Source organism: Bradyrhizobium sp. AUGA SZCCT0283 (assembly GCF_018130385.1).
Classification (GTDB): Bacteria; Pseudomonadota; Alphaproteobacteria; order Rhizobiales; family Xanthobacteraceae; genus Bradyrhizobium.
Window position 1 is genome coordinate 1 of record NZ_JAFCLU010000026.1, and the last position, 19,814, is coordinate 19,814.

Here is a 19,814-nt window from a genome sequence, read left to right on the forward strand (position 1 = left end):
CCGAATCTTGTCCGTATCCATTCATCGCAACCTCCTTGGCTGAAGTGTTGCGACGACCGGTTGAATCCGCCCTGGGTCGCCCGGTCAAGCCGGGCGATGACAGTCTTTTTGTGGCCGAATCTCTGCTAACACCCCTCCATGACAGCACCGGAAACCGCCTCCGCCTCGCCCGAAAAGGCCGCCGCCCCCGCTCCCTCCTGGCGCGAGGGCTGGGCCGTCTATCTCCAGCCGCGTGTGCTGATCGTGCTGCTGCTCGGGTTTTCCTCCGGGCTGCCGCTCGCGCTTTCGGGATCGACCCTGCTGGTGTGGATGCGCGAATCCGGCGTCGATCTTGTCACCATCGGGCTGTTCGCAATGGTCGGCACGCCCTACACGCTAAAATTCCTGTGGGCGCCGCTGGTCGATGCGCTGCATGTGCCGTTCTTCACCCGTGCGTTCGGCCGCCGACGCGGCTGGCTGGTATTTTCGCAGCTGCTCCTGATCGGATCGATCCTGCTGCTGGCGCTGACGGATCCTGCGCGTTCGCCGCTGTTTGTCGCACTCGGCGCGCTGCTGGTGGCGACCATGTCGTCGACCCAGGACATCGTGGTCGACGCGTTTCGCGTCGAGAGCCTGCCGGAGAGCGAACAGGCCGCCGGCATGGCGTCCTATGTCGCCGCCTATCGTATCGGCATGCTGGTCTCGACTGCAGGCGCGCTGTTCGTTGTCACGGGCTTCGAGAGCACCGGCATCACGCGCGGCGCGGCCTGGATGTGGGGTTATGTGGTGATGGCCGCGCTGGTGCTGGTCGGCACGATCACAGCCCTCGTCGCGACCGAGCCCGAACAATCCGCACGCGCCGAAGCAGCAACACATGCGGAGAGTGCGTTTACGCGGGTGCTTCATGCCGCGGTCGGGGCATTCTCGGAATTTCTCGTCCGCAAGGACGCTCTCGCAGCGCTCGCCTTCGTGGTGCTGTTCAAGTTCACCGACGCGTTTTCCGGCACCATGACGGCGCCGTTCGTGATCGACCTCGGCTTCACCCGCAACGACTATGCCGCGATCGTCAAGGGCGTCGGCCTCGCCGCGACCCTGATCGGCGGCTTCGCCGGCGGGTTCGTGGCGCGGCGCTATTCGCTGACGACGAGCCTGTGGATCGGCGGCGTGCTGCAGGCCGTCGCCAACCTCTCGTTCTCCTGGCTGGCGCTGGTCGGCGTCAATCAATGGGCGCTGGCGTTCGCGATCACGGCGGAAAATTTCACCAGCGCCATCGGCACGGTGATCTTCGTCGCCTATCTCTCGGCGCTGTGCCGAAATCCGCTGCATACCGCCACGCAATACGCGTTGCTGACGGCGCTGGCCGCGGTGGGGCGGACTTACCTGTCGTCGGGGGCAGGCTATGTGGCGAAGGCCGTGGGTTGGCCGGTGTTTTTTGCGATCTGCGTCCTGGTCGCAATCCCGAGCCTGATCCTGCTCGCCTGGCTGCACCGCCGCGGGCATTTCGAGGCGCTGGGACCGGTGAAGGTTTAGGTTCCGTCGTCATCCCCGCGAAGGCGGGGATCCAGTATTCCAGAGCAGTTGCGATAGAGCCGACAGGCCGCGGCGTACTGGGTCGCCCGGTCCCAGTGCGCAATTGCGCACAAGGCCGGGCGATGACGGCGGTGTTTGTGACAACGGCGGCGAAAACTCAGTGCTTGGTCACCACGCTCCATTTGGTGATGACGGCTTCGCTCATTTGCCCGGCGTCCTGCGCACAGGCGACCTCGTCGACCTTGACGGAAATTTCCTTGCCGATGAAATTCTTCAGCTGCGCGGCCTGGGCGTCGCTTGAGGTGACCAGCTGAAACGTTTCGGGGCCGGTTTCGAGATTGCACAGCCCGTTCGGCGGCGGCAGCCGGCGCGGTTCGCTGGTGATCTGGTAGGTCGCGGCGCGCTTGCCCTTCTTCCCGCCTTTCATGGCGTTGAGTTCACCGGACAGGACATCGCCGGCATTGATCGGCTTGCCGGGCTTCGGCGCCGGCTCGGCCTGCTGCGCCCATGCGGAAGGTGCAGCCAGAGCCGCGGCCATGATGATGACCGCAAAGCGGGAGCGTTTGCCGAATCGTCGTTTCGTCATGTCGATCAGTTCCGTATGTGTGGGTTAGAACAGCGTTCGCTGCCGCATGGCAGCCGATAGCGTACCTTCGTCGAGGTAATCAAGTTCGCCGCCGACCGGTACGCCGTGGGCAAGCCGGGTCACCTTGACGTTGGCGTCCTGCAGGAGATCGGTGATGTAATGGGCGGTGGTCTGGCCATCAACCGTGGCATTCAAGGCCAGAACGATTTCGCTGACTTGTGATTCGTGCGCGCGAGCCACCAGCGCGTCGATGGTCAGATCCTGCGGACCGACGCCGTCGAGTGGCGACAATGTGGCGCCGAGCACGTGATAGCGGCCGTTGGTCGCATTGGCCCGTTCCAGCGCCCAGAGATCGGCGACATCGGCGACCACGACGATGGTCGAGGGATCGCGGCGCGGATCGGTGCAGACCGTGCAGGGATTTTGCGTGTCGATATTGCCGCAGGTCTTGCAGACCTGGATCTTGTCGATCGCGACCTGCAGGGCGCTTGCGAGCGGCGTCATCAGCGCCTCGCGCTTCTTGATCAGGTGCAGCGCCGCGCGCCGCGCCGAGCGCGGCCCGAGCCCTGGCAGGCGCGCCAAGAGCTGGATCAGGCGTTCGATTTCAGGTCCGGCAACGCTTGCTGCCATTTCAGCCGAGACCAAGTAGTCCGGGCGGCAGGCCGAGCCCGCCGGTCAGCGCCTGCATTTTTTCCATCGCCGCAGTTTCCGCCTTGCGCCGCGCGTCGTTATGCGCGGTCACCAGCAGATCCTCGAGCACTTCGCGCTCCTCGGCCTTCATCAGCGAAGGATCGATCTTGACGCCCTTCACTTCCATCTTCGCGGTCATGCGCACGGCGACCAGCCCGCCGCCGGAGATGCCCTCGACCTCCAGATTGCCGAGTTCTTCCTGCATCGCCTGCATCTTGGATTGCAGCTGCGCTGCCTGCTTCATCATGCCGAGAAAATCAGCCATTCGCTCGTCCTCTTGAGAGTTCGATCAGTCGTCGTCGCCGTCGGAACTCTCGTTCAGGTCTTCAGCGTTAATATTGGATTCCGGCGGCTCGGCGGCAAGCCGGCGCACTTCGACCACCTTGGCGCCGGGAAATCGCGCCAGCACCTCCTGGACGCGCGGATCGGCTTCCGCGGCGCGCGCGTGCTCGTTCCTCGCCTGCTCATTCTGCGAGCGCAGCGTCGGCTGGCCGGCCTCGTTGGAGACGATCACGGTCCAGCGCCGCCCGGTCCATTGTTCCAGCTTGCGGGAGAGATCGTTGACCAGCCCCCGCGCCGCGTTGCGCTCCAGCGCCACTTCCAGCCGCCCGTCCTCGAAGCGGACCAGGCGCATATCGGATTCCAGCGCCGTCTTGGTCAGGATATCACGCTTCTCGCCAGCCAGCGCGACCAGCTGCGGAAAAGTGGTGAGCCGCAGGACCGGTGTGGACTCGGTTTGGGCCGACGGCGCCACCATTTGCGGCCGCGCGGACGCTTCCGCGCCGGAGCGTGGCGAAGCCGGCGTCCGCATCGGCGAAGCGGCAGACATTGAAGATACCGGCGCGGTGGGCGCAGCCCGTGACGGTGCCGCGCCGCCGGAGGTAATTTGCGCTCCGCCGCCGTTCTGGTCGAGCATTTTTATCGCTTCGTCCGGGGTCGGCAAATCGGCGACATAGGCGATACGGACCAGCACCATTTCCGCGGCCGCCGCCGGACGGGTTGCGGTCTGCACCTCGGTGATGCCCTTGAGCAGCATCTGCCACATCCGGGACAACACCCGCACCGACAATTTTGCGGCAAATTCGCGGGCGCGGACACGCTCGGTCTCGCCGAACGCGACATTATCGGCGGTGGCGGGAACGATCTTCACCCGGGTGACGAAATTGACGAATTCGGCAAGGTCGGACAACACCACGACCGGATCGGCGCCGACATCATATTGGCTGCGGAATTCGCCAAAGGCGCTGGCGAGGTCGCCGCGCGCCAGATGCTCGAACAGATCGATCACCCGGGTGCGGTCGGCAAGGCCCAGCATCTGCCGCACCGCGTCAGCCCGGACAAGGCCAGCCGCATGCGCGATCGCCTGATCGAACAACGATAGCGAATCACGCACCGAGCCTTCCGCGGCGCGCGCGATGATACCGAGCGCCTCGGGCTCGACCTCGACGCCTTCCTTTTTCGCGATGTTGGAAAGATGGCCCATCAGCACGTCGGCCTCGACGCGGCGCAGGTCGAAACGCTGGCAGCGCGACAGCACCGTGACCGGGACTTTGCGGATTTCCGTGGTGGCGAACACGAATTTGGCGTGCTCGGGCGGCTCTTCCAGCGTCTTCAGGAAGGCGTTGAAGGCCGCCGTCGACAGCATGTGGACTTCGTCGATGATGTAGACCTTGTAGCGGGCGCTGGCCGGCGCGTAGCGCACGCTGTCATTGATCTGGCGGACGTCGTCGACGCCGGTATGGGAGGCGGCGTCCATTTCCAGCACGTCCATGTGCCGGCTTTCCATGATCGCCTGACAGTGCACGCCGAGGTCAGGCATGTGGATGGTCGGGCCCTTCACCGACCCGTCAGGCTTTTCGTAATTGAGCGCCCGGGCGAGAATCCGCGCCGTGGTGGTTTTGCCGACCCCGCGGACGCCGGTCAGGATCCAGGCCTGCGGAATCCGGCCGGTTTCGAATGCATTCGAAACGGTGCGGACCATGGCCTCCTGGCCGATCAGGTCGTCAAAACTGGACGGGCGGTATTTGCGTGCCAGCACCCGGTACGGCTTGGCCGCCTCGCCCTGGTTGCCAAGGTCGAAGCCGCTCCGGCCGGCGCCGTCTGACTTGTCGGGGGGAGCGCCAGCGTCACTCATCGGTCGATCCGCAATTGATTGTCTCTCGGGGCCGGCTTGCGGAAAGGAGCGAAATCGGGCGCAAGGCGCGAACTTTGCCGCCACCCAGCGCGATTCGCTCGAAAAAAACGGTAGGAGACTGACGAGCGACCCGATCCGGACCTCGTTAGGGCTGCTTCCTTCCGGACCTGACCCGGTTGGCGAGTGGCTCGTCCACCGCCAATCTCCCGGTCCTTATTTGGGGCCAAAGGGGCCGGAAAGCAAGCGGGGTTGGTGGGTGCCATGCGCCGGAACTACCCCCGTTTCGTCATGGCCGGGCTTGACCCGGCCATCCGCGTCTTGCTTCTTCCAACTCAGCGCAAAAAAAACGTGGATGCCCGGGACGTCCCGGGCGAAAACGCGCTTCGCGCTTCTGCCCGGCCATGACGGGTGTTGTTTGCAGGGCCGCCCTCTGCAATCCAACTTTGAGGATTATAGAACCCTGATGCCCTCTGACGCCTCCGCCTGGTCGCTGCATTCCCAGCTCAAAAAGGACACGATCGACATCGGCGACCTGCCGCTGTGCAAGGTGCTGGTCATCAAGGATGCGCATTACCCGTGGTTGCTCCTGGTGCCGCGCCGGGAGGGTGCGGTGGAAATCATCGACCTCGACGAGGTCGCGCAGGCGCAGTTGATGACCGAAATCTCCCGGGTTTCGCGCGCGCTAAAAGAGATCACCAAATGCGACAAACTCAATGTCGCGGCGCTGGGCAATCTGGTGCCGCAGTTGCATGTCCACGTCATCGCGCGGCGCACCAGCGACGCGGCCTGGCCGCGCCCGGTCTGGGGCGTGATGCCGCCGCTGGCGCATGACGCCGAGGAAGTACAGAATTTCATCAACGCGCTTCGCCGCAAGATCTGGTTGGGTTGAACCGATGTCCGCATTCGACAAGTATCCGCTGGGAAAGCCCGCTTTCGTCACCCATATCCTGGATCGCGCCGCGCATCTGCGCACCAATGACGAAAAACTGTTAGCGCTGGAGAGCCAGCGCAACGCCGGCGCCTATGTGATCTACCGCGACTCGCTTCTGGTGAAGCAGGAAGCCGATGGGCCGCGCGTGCTGCTCGGCGTCGAAGAAGCCGTGAAGCTCGGCGCCAATCCCGGCACGATCTTTTTGGGGCTACGTGACGGCGCGCCTGTTTTCGGCATGGGCATTTCGGCCACGGCGGTCGAGAAGCTGATGACGCGCGACGACGTCGCCGTGACCGAACTGCGCGGCATGGCGATGCAGGGCACGGTGCCGCCGGAACAGCTCTCCGCTATCGCCATGGCGAAATCGATGGTGACCTGGCACCAGCGTCACGGCTTCTGCGCCAATTGCGGCACCCGCACCTCGATGAAGGAAGGCGGCTGGAAGCGCGACTGCCCGAGCTGCAAGGCCGAGCATTTTCCACGCACCGATCCGGTCGTGATCATGCTGGTCACATCGGGCGAGAAATGCCTGCTCGGCCGGCAGAAGCAGTTTTTGCCGGGGATGTGGTCGTGTCTGGCCGGCTTTGTCGAAGCGGCGGAGACCATCGAAGACGCGGTCCGCCGCGAGATTTTCGAGGAATCCGGCATCCGCTGCACTGACGTCAGCTATTACATGACGCAGCCTTGGCCCTATCCGTCATCGCTGATGATCGGATGCGCCGCGCGCGCGCTCAACGAGGATATTGTGGTGGACCGCGCAGAGCTCGAGGACGCGCGCTGGTTCGATCGCGCCGAGGTCGCCCTGATGCACCGGCGCGAACATCCTGACGGCTTATTTGCGGCGCATCCGTTCGCAATTGCGCATCATCTGATCGGCCGCTGGGTGCATGGGGGAAACGAAACGAGCGCATAGCGGGAACCGTCCATGGACCAGTCGATTAACTCCGGACATTGGTTCCGGCTGAGGGCGGAACCGACATGACGGATTCCCGGATGAACTTTCAAGACAAAGCACCCAAAATCCAGCCACGGATTCTCTGCATCGGTATGCCGGTGCGCGATCTCACCTTTCATACGCCGGGTGTTCCCGGGCGCGGCTCCAAGGAGAACGCCACCGCATTCGACGAAATCTGCGGCGGCAACGCGCTCAATGGCGCGATCGGCATTGTTCGGCTCGGCGGCCGCGCCTCGATCTGCGGGCCGATGGGCGATGCCAAGGAAACATCGAGCCGCTTCATCTTCGATCAGATGGCGCATGAGGGCATCGAGACGAAACATCTCATCCACATGCCGGGGCTGGTGACTCCGATCTCGGCGGTGATGATCGATCCTTCCGGCGAACGCACCATCGTGACCTTCCGCGATCCGGAACTGTGGCACGTGAAGTTGCCCGACTTCGACACGCTGCTGGACGACTGCGCCGCCATCCTCACCGAGAGCCGCTGCGCCGAATTCTGCACCGAGCTTTGCGCCGAGGCCGTCCGGCGCGGCATTCCCGTGATCGTCGACGTCGATCGGGCGATGTCGCTGCGCGAAGGCCTGTTGAACGCCTCGACACACCTGGTGTTCTCCAGCGAGCCGCTGCAGGAGACCGCTGATGTCACCGACGACGCCCAGGCGCTGAAGAAGATTGCAAAACTGACCCCGTCGTTCCTGGCGGGGACCCGGGGTCCGAGGGGCACGATCTGGCTCGACGAGAACGGGGAGATCCAGGAGACCCCGGCCTTCCCGGTGCACACGGTGGATACCCTGGGCGCCGGCGACGTGTTCCACGGCGCGTTTGCGCTGGCCATTACCGAGAAACAGGAATTGCGGCAGGCGCTGCGATTCGCCTCCGCCGCCGCAGCGCTGAAATGCACCCGCTTCGGGGGAGCCTTCGCCGCCCCGCAACGTGCTGAAGTTGAAGAGCTTTTGAGCCACGGCCAGGCTGCAGACCGGGCGCCGACCGGCCAATAGCGGGGCTTGCTATAGAAGATTTTTCTATATATGAGGAGATAGAACCTCCCGTATGGAACATTCTTCTCATGACCGACCTAGCTGTTCAACTCCCTGAGGCCAACCGCCGCCTGGATGCCATCGACCGCAAGATCCTGACCGTGCTGCAGGAGGACGCCTCCCTGTCGGTCGCCGAGATCGGGGACCGGGTCGGGCTATCGTCGACACCGTGCTGGAAACGGATCCAGCGGCTGGAGGCCGACGGCGTGATCCTGCGCCGGGTGGCGCTGGTCGACCAGAACAAGATCGGCCTCGGCATTTCCGTGTTCGTCTCGGTCGAGAGCTCCGATCATTCGGAAGCCTGGCTGAAGACCTTCGCCAGCGCGGTCAGCGCCATGCCGGAGGTGATGGAGTTCTACCGGATGGCCGGCGACGTCGATTACATGCTGCGCGTCGTGGTCGCCGACATGGCGAGCTATGACGTGTTCTACAAAAAACTGATCAGCGCCGTGCCGCTGAAGAACGTCACCTCGCGTTTTGCGATGGAGAAGATCAAGTCGGTGACGGCGCTGCCGGTGCCGGCGGCGTAAGGGCGGGCACAGCACGAATTGTCATACGCGGGCTTGACCCGCGTATCCATCAATCTTCATGAAGCGCTTTTTCCCAAGTGATGGATTGCCGGGTCAAGCCCGGCAATGACAGCCTGAATTCAAATCTTCTGATTGTACGCGCCGACTTCGGGATGCGTGCGCAGCACGGAATCCATCGCCTCGAACATATCGCGCATGCGCTGTTCGGAAACCGGGCTCTCGACCACCACCACCAGCTCCGGCTTGTTCGATGAGGCCCGCACCAGGCCCCAGCTGCCGTCCTCGACCGTGACGCGCACGCCGTTGACGGTGACGAGATCGCGGATCTTCTGGCCGGCGACCTTGTCGCCTTTCTTCTGCAGCGCTTCGAAATGCTTCACCACGGCGTCAGCGACGCCGTATTTGGTCTCGTCGGCGCAATGCGGCGACATGGTCGGCGACGACCAGGTCTTCGGCAGCGCGTCTTTCAGGTCCGCCATCGACTTGTCAGATGCGCGGTCGAGCATCTCGCAGATCGCGATCGCCGAGACCAGGCCGTCGTCATAGCCACGGCCGGTCGGCTTGTTGAAAAAGAAATGCCCGGATTTTTCGAAACCTGCTAGCGCGCCGAGTTCGTTGGTGCGGCGCTTCATGTAGGAATGGCCGGTCTTCCAGTAGACTACCTTCGCGCCCTGCTTCTGCAGCACCGGATCGGTGACGAACAGGCCGGTGGATTTCACGTCGACCACGAACTGCGCGTCCTTGTGGATCGCCGACATGTCGCGCGCCAGCATGACGCCGACCTTGTCGGCGAAGATTTCCTCACCGGTATTGTCGACCACGCCGCAGCGGTCGCCATCGCCGTCGAAGCCTAGCCCCACGTCGGCCCTGTGCTTGAGCACCGCGTCGCGGATCGCGTGCAGCATCTCCATATCTTCGGGATTCGGATTGTATTTCGGGAAGGTGTGATCGAGTTCGGTGTCGAGCGGAACGACTTCGCAGCCGATCGCCTCCATCACCTGCGGCGCGAATGCGCCAGCCGTGCCGTTGCCGCAGGCGACCACGACCTTCAGCTTGCGCTTGAGCTTCGGCCGCTTGGTGAGATCGGCGATATAACGCGCCGGAAAGTTCTCGTGGAACTGATAGGAGCCGCCAGCCTTGTTGTTGAACTCGGCGTTGAGCACGATTTCCTTCAGCCGCGTCATCTCGTCGGGACCGAAAGTGAGCGGACGGTTGGCGCCCATCTTGACGCCGGTCCAGCCATTGTCGTTATGCGAGGCGGTCACCATCGCGACGCAGGGCACGTCGAGATCGAACTGCGCGAAATAGGCCATCGGCGTCATCGCCAGCCCGATGTCGTGTACCTTGCAGCCCGCCGCCATCAGGCCGGTAATCAGCGCGTATTTGATCGAGGCCGAATAGCTGCGAAAATCGTGGCCGGTGACGATTTCCTGCTTGACGCCGAGTTCCCCAATCAGCGCGCCGAGCCCCATGCCCAGCGCCTGAACGCCCATCAGGTTGATTTCCTTCTCAAACAACCAGCGCGCGTCGTATTCGCGAAAACCGGTTGCCTTCACCATCGGCCCGGATTCGAACTCATAGGTATTCGGAACCAGCACGGATTTGGGCTTGGGGAACATGAGGTACCTTGTCAATAAATTGCGAGGGAACACCGCAGCCATAGCGAATACGCGGGCCGGGCGATAGGCGGACCGGCGGCTTGTGGCGGTTAATTGCGGCGGTTTGGTAACCGGGAAACCTTACTGTTCCAGCACCATCTTGCCGTTGGCGTATTCGAAGCGCTTCAGCTTCGACAGGAACGACAGGCCGAGCAGGTTTTCCGACAACGCCTCGTCGGGCAGCACCACGGCGTCGACGTCGCGCACCACAAGACCGCCGAGCTCGATCATGGCGAGCCGCGTGCGCGCGGCCTTGATGGTGCCGTTGGCGGTGGTGACGGTCGAATTGTAGTCGCTGCGCGAGGGACGGAAGCCGAATCGCGCCGCGGACTTTTCGTTCAGCGCCACCAGCGAAGCGCCGGTGTCAATCATGAAATTGACGCGCTGACCTTCGATGCGGCCATCGGTCTGGAAATGACCGCGGGCGTCGCGGGGGATGTCGAGGCTGCGGCCGGAGGCTTGCGCGACCGTTTGCGCGGGCGCTTTTTGCGGCGATGCGCTGGCGGTGGCCGGCACCGGCGACATCTTGTCCGCCATCTGCGCCATATAGGTGCCGAGACCGGCCAGCACGGCAGCAAGGATCATCAGGTTACGCATTACGCCACACTCGCTTACCAGACCGCCGATATCACCACGCCGGCCGCCAAGCCGCGACTAACAGCGGCGGCCAAGGTTGTCATTTTCGCGAAAAGGATGAGTGAAGCGTTAACGCCCGTGTTTCACCTCTCCCCGTTCTGAACAAAGAGCGGGGCGAGGCAGAAAAGCCGTCACGTCCCGCGCGGCTTGACGCGGCGGGTCGGCAACGCGTTGGCCGGGTCTTCCGGCCAGGGGTGGCGGGGATAGCGGCCGCGCAGGTCGGAGCGCACGGCTGCATAGCTGCCGCGCCAGAAGCCCGGAAGGTCGCGTGTCACCTGCACCGGGCGTTGCGCCGGGGACAACAATTCCAGCACCAGCGGCACCGCGCCCTTGGCGATCGAGGGATGGGTGTTGAGGCCGAACAGTTCCTGCAAGCGGACCGCGATGGTCGGGCCCTGCTCGGCCTCGTAGTCGATGGCCAGCATGGTGCCGGTCGGCGCTTCGAAATGCGTCGGCGCTTCGCGCTCCAGCCGCGCGCGCAACTCCCACGGCAGTAGCGTCATCAGCGCGTCGGAGAAATCGCCGGGGGAAAGATCCTTCAGCGAGGTCTTGTCGTAGAGCGCGGGCACGAGCCAGTTCTCGCCGGCGGCAGCGAGCGCGGCGTCGGACAGATCGGGCCAGCTATCGCCTTCCGCCCTGCGCAGGAACATCACGCGGTCGCGCCATTGCTTCAGGGATTTCGACCATGGCAGCTTGTCGAGCCCGGCGGCGACCAAGCCCGCGGCGAAAATGCGCGCGGTCTCCGCCGAGGGCGACAGCGCGACCGGTGCTTCCGACAGCGTAATCGCGTGCAGTGTCCGCTTGCGGCGCGCGCGTAGCGCCATCGCGCCGCGATCGAATGAAATCTCTTCCCTGTCCTCGATCTGATTGGCGAAGCGCGTTTCGATATCTTCCTGCGCGATCGGCGCCGCCAGCAGAATGCGTCCCTGGGCCGCCGTGCCGGTCAGCTCGGCGACCGCAATATAGGGCGCGCGCGCCAGCGACGAGGTTTGCTCGACAGCCGCGCCACGGCCGTTGGCGAGCACAAAGCTGCCATTGCCGCGGTTGCGCGCGACGCGATCGGGGAAGGCCAGCGCCAGCATGATGCCGGTGGAGGGCGAGATATCCTCGCCGGCCGGCCCCTCGGTCGAAGCCACCTGCTGTGCCCAGCGCTGCGCGAGACTGCGGGCACTGGAAGCGCGCGGCGAGCGGTCGCGGCGGAACTGGTCGAGCCTGACATCGAGATCGACGCTGTCGCCGCCGAGGCCGCGCTCGGTCAGGACGGCGGCGATGTCGGCCGCCTCCTCGCCAGCGCCCAGCCGATGCGAATCCACGATCATGCGCGCCAGGCGTGGCGGCAGCGCCAGCGCACGCAGGCTTTGGCCCTCCGCGGTGATTCGGCCGTCGGAATCGAGCGCGCCGAGTTCGCTAAGCAGGCTGTTGGCTTCCTTCAACGCGGGCGCGGGCGGGGGATCGAGAAACGCCAGCGTGGTGGGATCGCGGACGCCCCATTGTGCGAGATCGAGCACCAGCGAGGAAAGGTCGGCGGAGAGAATTTCGGGTTGGGTATAGGCGGCGAGCGAAGCGGTCTGCGGCTCGTCCCACAGCCGGTAGCATATGCCGGGCTCGGTACGGCCGGCACGGCCGCGGCGCTGGTCGACCGCGGCGCGCGAGGCGCGCACGGTCTCCAGCCGCGTCAGGCCGATATCGGGCTCGTAGCGCGGCACCCGCGCCAGGCCGGAATCGACCACGATGCGGACGCCCTCGATGGTCAGCGAGGTCTCGGCGATCGAGGTTGCCAGCACCACCTTGCGTTGGCCCTTCGGCGCCGGCGCGATGGCGCGGTCCTGCACGGCGGCATCGAGCGCGCCGAACAGCGGCACGATCTCGACGCGGGCATCATGAACCCGTTCACCGAGAAAATTCTGCGTGCGGCGGATTTCGGCGGCGCCCGGCAGAAACGCCAGCACCGAGCCGGGATCGGCGCGCAGCGCGACAGCGATCGCATCCGCCATCTGCCGCTCGATCGGCGCATCCGCCTTGCGGCCGAGATACCGTGTCTCCACCGGAAAGGCGCGGCCTTCGCTGGCGACCACCGGCGCGTCGCCGAGCAGTTTGCCGACCCGCGCGCCGTCGAGCGTCGCCGACATCACCAGGATACGCAGATCTTCGCGCAAGCCCGTTTGCGCGTCGCGCGCCAGCGCTAAGCCCAGATCGGCATCGAGCGAACGCTCGTGAAACTCGTCGAACAGCACGGCGGCGACGCCTGATAGTTCGGGATCGTCGAGAATCTGCCGCGAGAAGATTCCCTCGGTGACGACTTCGATCCGGGTCGCGCGCGATATTTTTGAACCGAAGCGGACGCGATAGCCGACGGTCTCCCCTGCCCGCTCGCCGAGCGTCCGCGCCATCCGCTCGGCGCTGGCCCGCGCCGCGATCCGCCGCGGCTCCAGCATGATGATCTTTTTGTCTTTCAGCCAGGGCGCATCGAGCAGTGCCAGCGGCACCCGTGTGGTCTTGCCGGCGCCGGGAGGCGCCACCAGCACTGCGGCATTATGATCCGTCAGCGTGGCCGCAAGTTCGTCGAGCACCACATCGATCGGGAGGGGCGTGTCGAAGCTTCGGGGCAAGGTCTTTCATCCGTCATCACCCGCGAAAAGCGGGTGATCCAGTAAACGCAGACGTTATTGATCGCAAAGACCGAGAGTACTGGATACCCCGCCTTCGCGGGGTATGACAACAATGCTCACCCCCGCGGGCCAGCCGCCCGCCCCACGCTCTCATAGGTGAAGCCGTGCGCCGCCATGTCTTCGGAGCGATAGATGTTGCGCAAATCCACCACGACGGGCTGCGCCATCTCGCTCTTGATTCGCTCCCAATCGAGCGCGCGGTATTGCACCCACTCGGTGACGATCACCATGGCGTCCGCCCCCTTCACGCACTCATAGGGTTCGTCGCAATACTCGATGTCAGGCAATTCCTTGCGCGCCTGCTCCATGCCGACCGGATCGTGCGCGCGTACCTTGGCGCCCATGTCGAGCAGGCCTGTCACCAGCGGGATCGACGGCGCCTCGCGCATGTCGTCGGTATCCGGCTTGAAGGTGAGGCCGAGCACCGCAACGGTCTTGCCGCGCAGGCTGCCGCCCACCGCGTTGGAAACCTTTCGCGCCATCGCGCGCTTGCGGTTGTCGTTGACGCCGAGCACCGCCTCGACGATCCGCAACTGCACATCGTGATCGAGCGCGACCTTGACCAGCGCGCGGATGTCCTTGGGAAAACAGGAGCCGCCAAAACCCGGGCCAGCATGCAGGAATTTCGTGCCGATGCGGTTATCGAGCCCGATGCCGCGCGCCACCTCCTGCACGTCGGCGCCGACTTTTTCGGAAAGATCCGCCATCTCGTTGATGAAGGTGATCTTGGTGGCGAGAAACGCGTTCGCGGCGTATTTGATCAGCTCGGCGGTACGCCGCGCCGTGAACATCAAGGGCGCCTGGTTGAGCGACAGCGGCCGATAGACGTCGCCGAGCACCTTGCGCCCGCGCTCGTCCGAGGTGCCGACCACGACGCGATCGGGGAATTTGAAGTCGCGGATCGCGGCGCCCTCGCGCAGGAATTCCGGATTGGAAGCGACCACCACATCGGCCGCCGGATTGGCTTCGCGGATCAGCCGCTCGACCTCATCGCCGGTGCCGACCGGCACAGTCGATTTTGTCACCACCACCGTGAAGCCTGACAGCGCAGCCGCAATCTCGCGTGCGGCGCTGTAGACGTAAGTCAGGTCGGCATGGCCATCGCCGCGCCGCGACGGCGTGCCGACCGCGATGAACACGGCGTCGGCTTCCGCGACCGGCGCGGTCAGGTCGGTGGTGAAATCCAGCCGCTTGGCCTTGACGTTGGACGCCACCAGGGCGTCGAGCCCGGGTTCGAAAATCGGGATTTCGCCCCGGCGCAGGGCGTCGATCTTGCCGGCATCCTTGTCCACGCAGGTGACCTGGTGGCCGAAATCGGCAAAGCAGGCGCCGGATACCAGCCCCACATAGCCCGTGCCAATCATGGCGATTCGCATGAAAACAACCCGTATTTGATGGTTAACGCCAATCCCGATTTAGCGGGCGTCTTAGAGCATTTTTCAGCAAAGGGGAAACCGGAAAAAGCGCTCGATACCGGCATGTCCTTTGTATGGATAAAGGAGAAAGCAACGGATCGGGCCGAAGATGCGGTCGCGTCGCACCGAAGAGGGACACCGATGACCTTAAACGGCACATCCGCCGGACCTGAGCGTTCCACCCGCATCGACTGGGTGGACTACGCCAAGGGCATCTGCATCGTCATGGTGGTGATGATGCATTCGGTGCTCGGCGTGGAAAAAGCGGCCGGCGAGACCGGTTTCATGCATGCGTTCGTCATGTTCGCGCAGCCGTTCCGGATGCCGGATTTCTTCCTGATTTCAGGCCTTTTTCTCGCTGTCGTAATCGACCGCGACTGGCGCACCTATCTCGACCGCAAGGTCGTGCACTTCGCTTACTTTTACGTGCTGTGGATGACGATCCAGTTCGGCTTCAAGGCGCCCGGCTTCGCCGCTGAAAACGGCTGGCGCCATGTCGGCTTGCTGTATCTGGAATCCTTCATCGAGCCGTTCGGCACCTTGTGGTTCATTTATCTATTGCCGATTTTCTTCGTCGTCACAAAACTGTCACGCGACATCCCCGCCATGGCAGTCTGGCTCGTCGCCGCGGCGCTGGAGACGGCGCATATCGCAACCGGCTGGACGGTAATCGACGAATTCTGCGCGCGCTTCGTCTATTTCTACTCCGGTTATCTGTTTGCTTCCTACGTGTTCGCGCTGTCGGATCGTTCTCGGGAGAAGCCGGCGCTGGCGCTGATTGGATTGGCGCTGTGGACGCTCGTCAACGGCGGCCTCGTGGTGTCGGGCTTCAGCCATTGGCCGCTGATCTCGCTGGCGCTCGGCTTCGCCGGCGCCGGAGCCATCATCGTGATGGGCACGCTGCTGGCGCGCATGCAGTGGCTCAATTTCCTCCGCTATTGCGGCGAGCATTCCATCGTCATCTATCTCGCCTTCTTCCTGCCGATGGCGGTGACCCGAACGCTCTTGCTGAAGACCGGCCTGATCGCCGATATCGGCGTGATCTCGCTGATCGTGACCGTCGCCGGCGTCGCCGGCGCGGTTCTGATCTGGAGGCTGGCCCTGGCGCTACGGGCCGACTTCCTGTTCGAGCGCCCCGCCGCCTTCTGGATCGCGCCGAAGAAGGCCGCTCCGGCGCTGCAAGCGGCGGAGTAATCTGGAATCAGCCCACGCCTTCGATCTTTACACCGTCCTCCAACTGCCGGATCCTGGCACGAAAGCCCTCGGCGTCGCCGAAATCGGCAAATCCCTGATAATGCGGGTGCGGACCCAACACCCGGCGGGCATGCTTGATCGGGCACCAGTAGACTTCCGTGCGTGACGCCACCTCGCGCATGAAAGCGATCGCGCCGTTGGCATAGGAGCAATAGGCGCAATTGAACTTCTCGATGACGTTGAGATAGGCCAGATGATGACGGTCGAACACCAGATAGTCGCGTCGGCGCACTTTCGGAATCCGGTATACCGGGAAGCAGATCGCCTGATACACCATGACGCTTAGATCAAGCAGCGCGATCGGGACGATCATCGAATAGATCACCGGCGCGGTCAGGACCGTCAGCGGATTGGCCTCGATGATGTAGCGCGACACCCGCGTCTTCAACTCCCGGTGAAGCCGCGCCACCTCCTTTTCGAATACGATCCTTCGTTTTTCGAAATGAAAGCGCAGTTCTTCTCTCCGCTTCGCCAGTTCGACCTCGATCTCGGCCTCGACGCCCCGCAGCTTCTCCATGAGCGTGTCGAGTTGCGTGGTCATTGCTCTTCCTTTCGGTCCGGCCGGACCGCAAGGGGACACGGAACGGGCGGGGATGCAACTCCTTCCATGATGAGGGGAAAACAGAAAAATCCAGGCCCAACCCGATCCGGAAGGCTGTCAATCCGCGCAAAAATCCCTAAATTTCGGCCATGCCGAAATCAGCCCCCAAAACCGCCGCGAAGCCCGTTCCTGCCAAAACCCCTGCCAAGGCGCCAGCCAAGCAACCCGGCAAGGGCGACCATGTGTTCCTAGTCGACGGTTCCTCCTACATTTTCCGCGCCTATCACGCGCTGCCGCCGCTGAACCGCAAGTCCGACGGGCTGCAGGTCAATGCCGTGCTCGGCTTCTGCAACATGCTGTGGAAGCTGCTCCGCGAGATGCCCGAGGACAACCGGCCGACGCATCTGGCGATCGTGTTCGACAAATCGGAGATCACGTTCCGCAACAAGCTCTACCCCGATTACAAGGCGCACCGGCCGCCGGCGCCGGATGATTTGATCCCGCAATTCGCGCTGATCCGCGAGGCGGTGCGCGCGTTCGACCTGCCCTGCCTGGAGCAGGTGGGTTTCGAGGCCGACGATCTGATCGCGACCTATGCGCGGCTCGCGGGCGAGCGCGGTGCCACCACCACCATCGTTTCCTCCGACAAGGATTTGATGCAGCTCGTGACCGACAAGGTCACGATGTACGACACCATGAAGGATCGCCGCATCGGCATTCCCGAAGTGATCGAGAAATTCGGCGTGCCGCCGGAGAAGGTGGTCGAGGTGCAGGCGCTGGCCGGCGATTCCACCGATAATGTGCCGGGCGTGCCCGGCATCGGCGTCAAGACCGCGGCGCAACTGATCGTGGAATATGGCGATCTGGAACAGTTGCTGTTCCGCGCCGGCGAGATCAAGCAGCCGAAACGGCGCGAGGCCCTGATCGAGAACGCCGAGAAGGCCCGGATTTCCAGGAAGCTCGTGCTGCTCGACGACAACGTCGATCTCGAAGTGCCGCTCGACGACCTCGCGGTGCACGAGCCGGATGCACGCAAGCTGATCGCCTTCCTCAAGGCGATGGAGTTCTCCACACTCACCCGCCGCGTCGCCGAATATTCGCAAATCGATCCGTCCGATGTGGAGGCTGATGCGGGCAACAAGAGCGGCGCCAGTGTTTTCGCGGTACCGCCCTCGGGCAAGAAGCCGGAAGGCTATGCCGAGGGCGCGACACTATTCGACGCCCCCGGCTCTTCTTCCGCCGCGCCCTCGAGCAAGGGCGGAGCGGCACAGGGCAAAGGCGCCGACAAGCAGGACAAGGCTGCGAGCCACAAGGGAACGCCGATTTCGCTCGCCGCCGCCCGCGCCGAAGCCGCGCGAAAGCTGCCGGTCGGACGCAGCAAGTACCAGACCATCCGCAACCTCGCCGAACTCAACGCCTGGATCGAGCGCGCCTACGACGCCGGCCGCTTCGCGATCGACGCCAAATCGAATTCCGACGATCCGATGCAGGCCGACATCTGCGGCATTGCGCTGGCGCTGGCGCCGAACGATGCCTGTTATGTGCCGTTCACCCACCGGCAATCCGGCGACGGCGCGGGCCTGTTCGACGCCGGGCTCGCGCCCGACCAGATCAGAGCCGGCGACGCGCTGGCCACGCTGAAGCCGCTGCTGGAATCCGCAGGCGTTCTCAAGATCGGCTTCAACATCAAGTTCAACGCCGTGATGCTGGCGCAGCACGGCGTCACCTTGCGTAATACCGACGACGCACAGCTGATGTCGTACGCGCTTGACGCCGGGCGCAACTCGCATGCGTTGGGTTCGCTGGCCGAACTTTGGTTCGGTCATGCCGTGATTAGCGAAAGCGAGCTGATCGGCAGCGGCAAGAACAAGCTGACCTTCGATCAGGTCGCGATCGACAAGGCGACCGCTCATTCGGCCGAAAGCGCCGACGTGATCCTGCGGCTGCATCGCGTGCTGAAGCCGCGGCTCGCCGCCGAGCACATGACGACGGTCTACGAGACCCTGGAACGGCCGCTGGTCAGCGTGCTGGCGCGGATGGAGCGGCGCGGCATCTCGATCGACCGGCAGGTGCTGTCGCGGCTGTCGGGCGAGTTCGCCCAGACCGCGGCCCGTGTCGAGGCCGAGCTGCAGGAGATCGCGGGCGAGCCGATCAATGTCGGCAGCCCCAAGCAGATCGGCGACATCATCTTCGGCAAGATGGGAATAACCGGCGGCACCAAGACCAAGACCGGCGCGTGGTCGACCTCGGCGCAGATCCTCGACGAACTCGCCGAACAGGGCCATGAGTTTCCGAAGAAGATTTTGGAATGGCGGCAGGTCTCCAAGCTGAAATCGACCTATACCGACGCACTGCCGGAATATGTCCATCCGCAGACCCACCGCGTGCACACGACTTACGCGCTGGCCGCGACCACCACCGGACGGCTGTCGTCGAACGAGCCGAACCTGCAGAACATTCCGGTGCGTACCGAGGACGGCCGCAAGATCCGCCGCGCCTTTGTCGCGACGCCCGGGCACAAGCTGGTGTCGGCGGATTACTCACAGATCGAATTGCGGCTCTTGGCCGAGATCGCCGACATTCCCGTGCTGAAGCGGGCATTCCGCGACGGGCTCGACATTCACGCCATGACGGCGTCCGAAATGTTCGGCGTGCCGATCAAGGACATGCCGGGCGAAGTGCGCCGCCGGGCGAAAGCGATCAATTTCGGCATCATCTACGGCATCTCGGCATTCGGTCTTGCCAACCAGCTCGGCATCGCCCGCGAGGAAGCCTCCGCCTACATCAAGAAATATTTCGAGCGCTTTCCGGGCATCCGCGCCTACATGGACGAGACGCGGGATTTCTGCCGCACCAACGGCTATGTCACGACGCTGTTCGGGCGGAAGTGCCATTATCCCGACATTAAGGCCTCCAACGCCTCGGTCCGCTCCTTCAACGAGCGCGCGGCGATCAACGCGCGCCTGCAGGGCACCGCCGCCGACATCATCCGCCGCGCCATGGTCCGGATGGAGGACGCGCTGGCCGAGAAGAAGCTCTCGGCGCAGATGCTTCTGCAGGTTCACGACGAACTGATCTTCGAAGTGCCTGACGACGAAGTGGCGGCGACGTTGCCGGTGGTGCAGCACGTGATGCAGGACGCGCCGTTCCCGGCGGTGGTGCTGTCGGTGCCGTTACAGGTCGATGCACGGGCCGCGAATAATTGGGACGAGGCGCATTAACGCGCACTGTCATCGCCTGGGCGATGACAGCTGTGGGTGGGGACC

The 19,814-nt window shown here is 64.0% G+C and carries 16 protein-coding genes and 1 other RNA gene; 7 read left to right on the plus strand and 10 right to left on the minus strand.

What is annotated here, in order from left to right:
* Positions 1-138: 138 nt before the first annotated feature.
* Positions 139-1,509, plus strand: coding sequence for an AmpG family muropeptide MFS transporter (locus JQ624_RS28390; RefSeq protein WP_212422213.1), 1,371 nt, complete (start codon positions 139-141; stop codon positions 1,507-1,509).
* Positions 1,510-1,666: 157 nt separating this feature from the next.
* Here JQ624_RS28390 and JQ624_RS28395 read toward each other — a convergent pair whose 3' ends face one another.
* From JQ624_RS28395 to ffs, 5 genes are all read right to left on the minus strand, one after another.
* Positions 1,667-2,095 carry a hypothetical protein gene (locus JQ624_RS28395; RefSeq protein ID WP_212422214.1) on the minus strand — a complete coding sequence of 143 codons (429 nt, stop codon included), beginning with the start codon at positions 2,093-2,095 and terminating at the stop codon, positions 1,667-1,669.
* A gap of 24 nt (positions 2,096-2,119) precedes the next feature.
* The gene (recR, locus tag JQ624_RS28400) at positions 2,120-2,725 is read right to left on the minus strand and encodes a recombination mediator RecR (RefSeq protein ID WP_212422215.1); all 606 of its coding nucleotides are present in this window, start codon (positions 2,723-2,725) and stop codon (positions 2,120-2,122) included.
* Between the two features lies 1 nt (position 2,726).
* Positions 2,727-3,050, minus strand: coding sequence for a YbaB/EbfC family nucleoid-associated protein (locus JQ624_RS28405; RefSeq protein ID WP_212422216.1), 324 nt, complete (start codon positions 3,048-3,050; stop codon positions 2,727-2,729).
* Between the two features lie 24 nt (positions 3,051-3,074).
* Complete coding sequence (locus tag JQ624_RS28410; protein WP_212422217.1) at positions 3,075-4,919, minus strand: DNA polymerase III subunit gamma/tau; 1,845 nt, start codon at positions 4,917-4,919, stop codon at positions 3,075-3,077.
* Positions 4,920-5,029: 110 nt separating this feature from the next.
* An RNA gene (gene ffs, locus JQ624_RS28415) (signal recognition particle sRNA small type) lies at positions 5,030-5,126 on the minus strand.
* 256 nt (positions 5,127-5,382) lie between these two features.
* Between ffs and JQ624_RS28420 the strand changes: the two genes are divergently transcribed.
* The 4 genes from JQ624_RS28420 to JQ624_RS28435 all read left to right on the plus strand — a co-directional run bounded on the left by JQ624_RS28420 (position 5,383) and on the right by JQ624_RS28435 (position 8,375).
* Positions 5,383-5,808 carry an HIT domain-containing protein gene (locus tag JQ624_RS28420; RefSeq protein WP_212422218.1) on the plus strand — a complete coding sequence of 142 codons (426 nt, stop codon included), beginning with the start codon at positions 5,383-5,385 and terminating at the stop codon, positions 5,806-5,808.
* A 4-nt stretch (positions 5,809-5,812) separates the two neighbouring features.
* On the plus strand, positions 5,813-6,763 hold the full coding sequence (gene nudC / locus JQ624_RS28425) for an NAD(+) diphosphatase (protein ID WP_212422219.1): 951 nt from the start codon (positions 5,813-5,815) through the stop codon (positions 6,761-6,763).
* 80 nt (positions 6,764-6,843) lie between these two features.
* On the plus strand, positions 6,844-7,806 hold the full coding sequence (locus JQ624_RS28430; protein WP_212422220.1) for a sugar kinase: 963 nt from the start codon (positions 6,844-6,846) through the stop codon (positions 7,804-7,806).
* A 68-nt stretch (positions 7,807-7,874) separates the two neighbouring features.
* The gene (locus JQ624_RS28435) at positions 7,875-8,375 is read left to right on the plus strand and encodes an Lrp/AsnC family transcriptional regulator (protein WP_108512319.1); all 501 of its coding nucleotides are present in this window, start codon (positions 7,875-7,877) and stop codon (positions 8,373-8,375) included.
* Between the two features lie 119 nt (positions 8,376-8,494).
* Here the strand turns inward: JQ624_RS28435 and JQ624_RS28440 are convergent, their stop codons facing one another.
* From JQ624_RS28440 to JQ624_RS28455, 4 genes are all read right to left on the minus strand, one after another.
* A complete protein-coding gene (locus JQ624_RS28440) occupies positions 8,495-9,994 on the minus strand; it encodes a phosphomannomutase/phosphoglucomutase (protein ID WP_212422221.1) in 1,500 nt (499 codons plus the stop codon).
* A 120-nt stretch (positions 9,995-10,114) separates the two neighbouring features.
* Positions 10,115-10,618, minus strand: coding sequence for a TIGR02281 family clan AA aspartic protease (locus JQ624_RS28445; protein ID WP_212422287.1), 504 nt, complete (start codon positions 10,616-10,618; stop codon positions 10,115-10,117).
* A 182-nt stretch (positions 10,619-10,800) separates the two neighbouring features.
* Positions 10,801-13,278 carry an ATP-dependent helicase HrpB gene (gene hrpB / locus JQ624_RS28450; protein ID WP_212422222.1) on the minus strand — a complete coding sequence of 826 codons (2,478 nt, stop codon included), beginning with the start codon at positions 13,276-13,278 and terminating at the stop codon, positions 10,801-10,803.
* Between the two features lie 116 nt (positions 13,279-13,394).
* On the minus strand, positions 13,395-14,714 hold the full coding sequence (locus tag JQ624_RS28455; protein WP_212422223.1) for a UDP-glucose/GDP-mannose dehydrogenase family protein: 1,320 nt from the start codon (positions 14,712-14,714) through the stop codon (positions 13,395-13,397).
* A gap of 180 nt (positions 14,715-14,894) precedes the next feature.
* On the opposite strand from JQ624_RS28455, the gene JQ624_RS28460 reads away from it, so the two are divergent.
* Positions 14,895-15,947, plus strand: a complete 1,053-nt coding sequence (locus JQ624_RS28460) for an acyltransferase family protein (RefSeq protein ID WP_212422224.1) — start codon at positions 14,895-14,897, stop codon at positions 15,945-15,947.
* Positions 15,948-15,954: 7 nt separating this feature from the next.
* Here the strand turns inward: JQ624_RS28460 and JQ624_RS28465 are convergent, their stop codons facing one another.
* The gene (locus JQ624_RS28465; protein WP_212422225.1) at positions 15,955-16,548 is read right to left on the minus strand and encodes a hypothetical protein; all 594 of its coding nucleotides are present in this window, start codon (positions 16,546-16,548) and stop codon (positions 15,955-15,957) included.
* Between the two features lie 149 nt (positions 16,549-16,697).
* Between JQ624_RS28465 and polA the strand changes: the two genes are divergently transcribed.
* Positions 16,698-19,769: a DNA polymerase I gene (gene polA, locus JQ624_RS28470; RefSeq protein ID WP_212422226.1), complete on the plus strand. Its 3,072-nt coding sequence runs from the start codon at positions 16,698-16,700 to the stop codon at positions 19,767-19,769.
* The last annotated feature ends 45 nt before the right edge of the window (positions 19,770-19,814 follow it).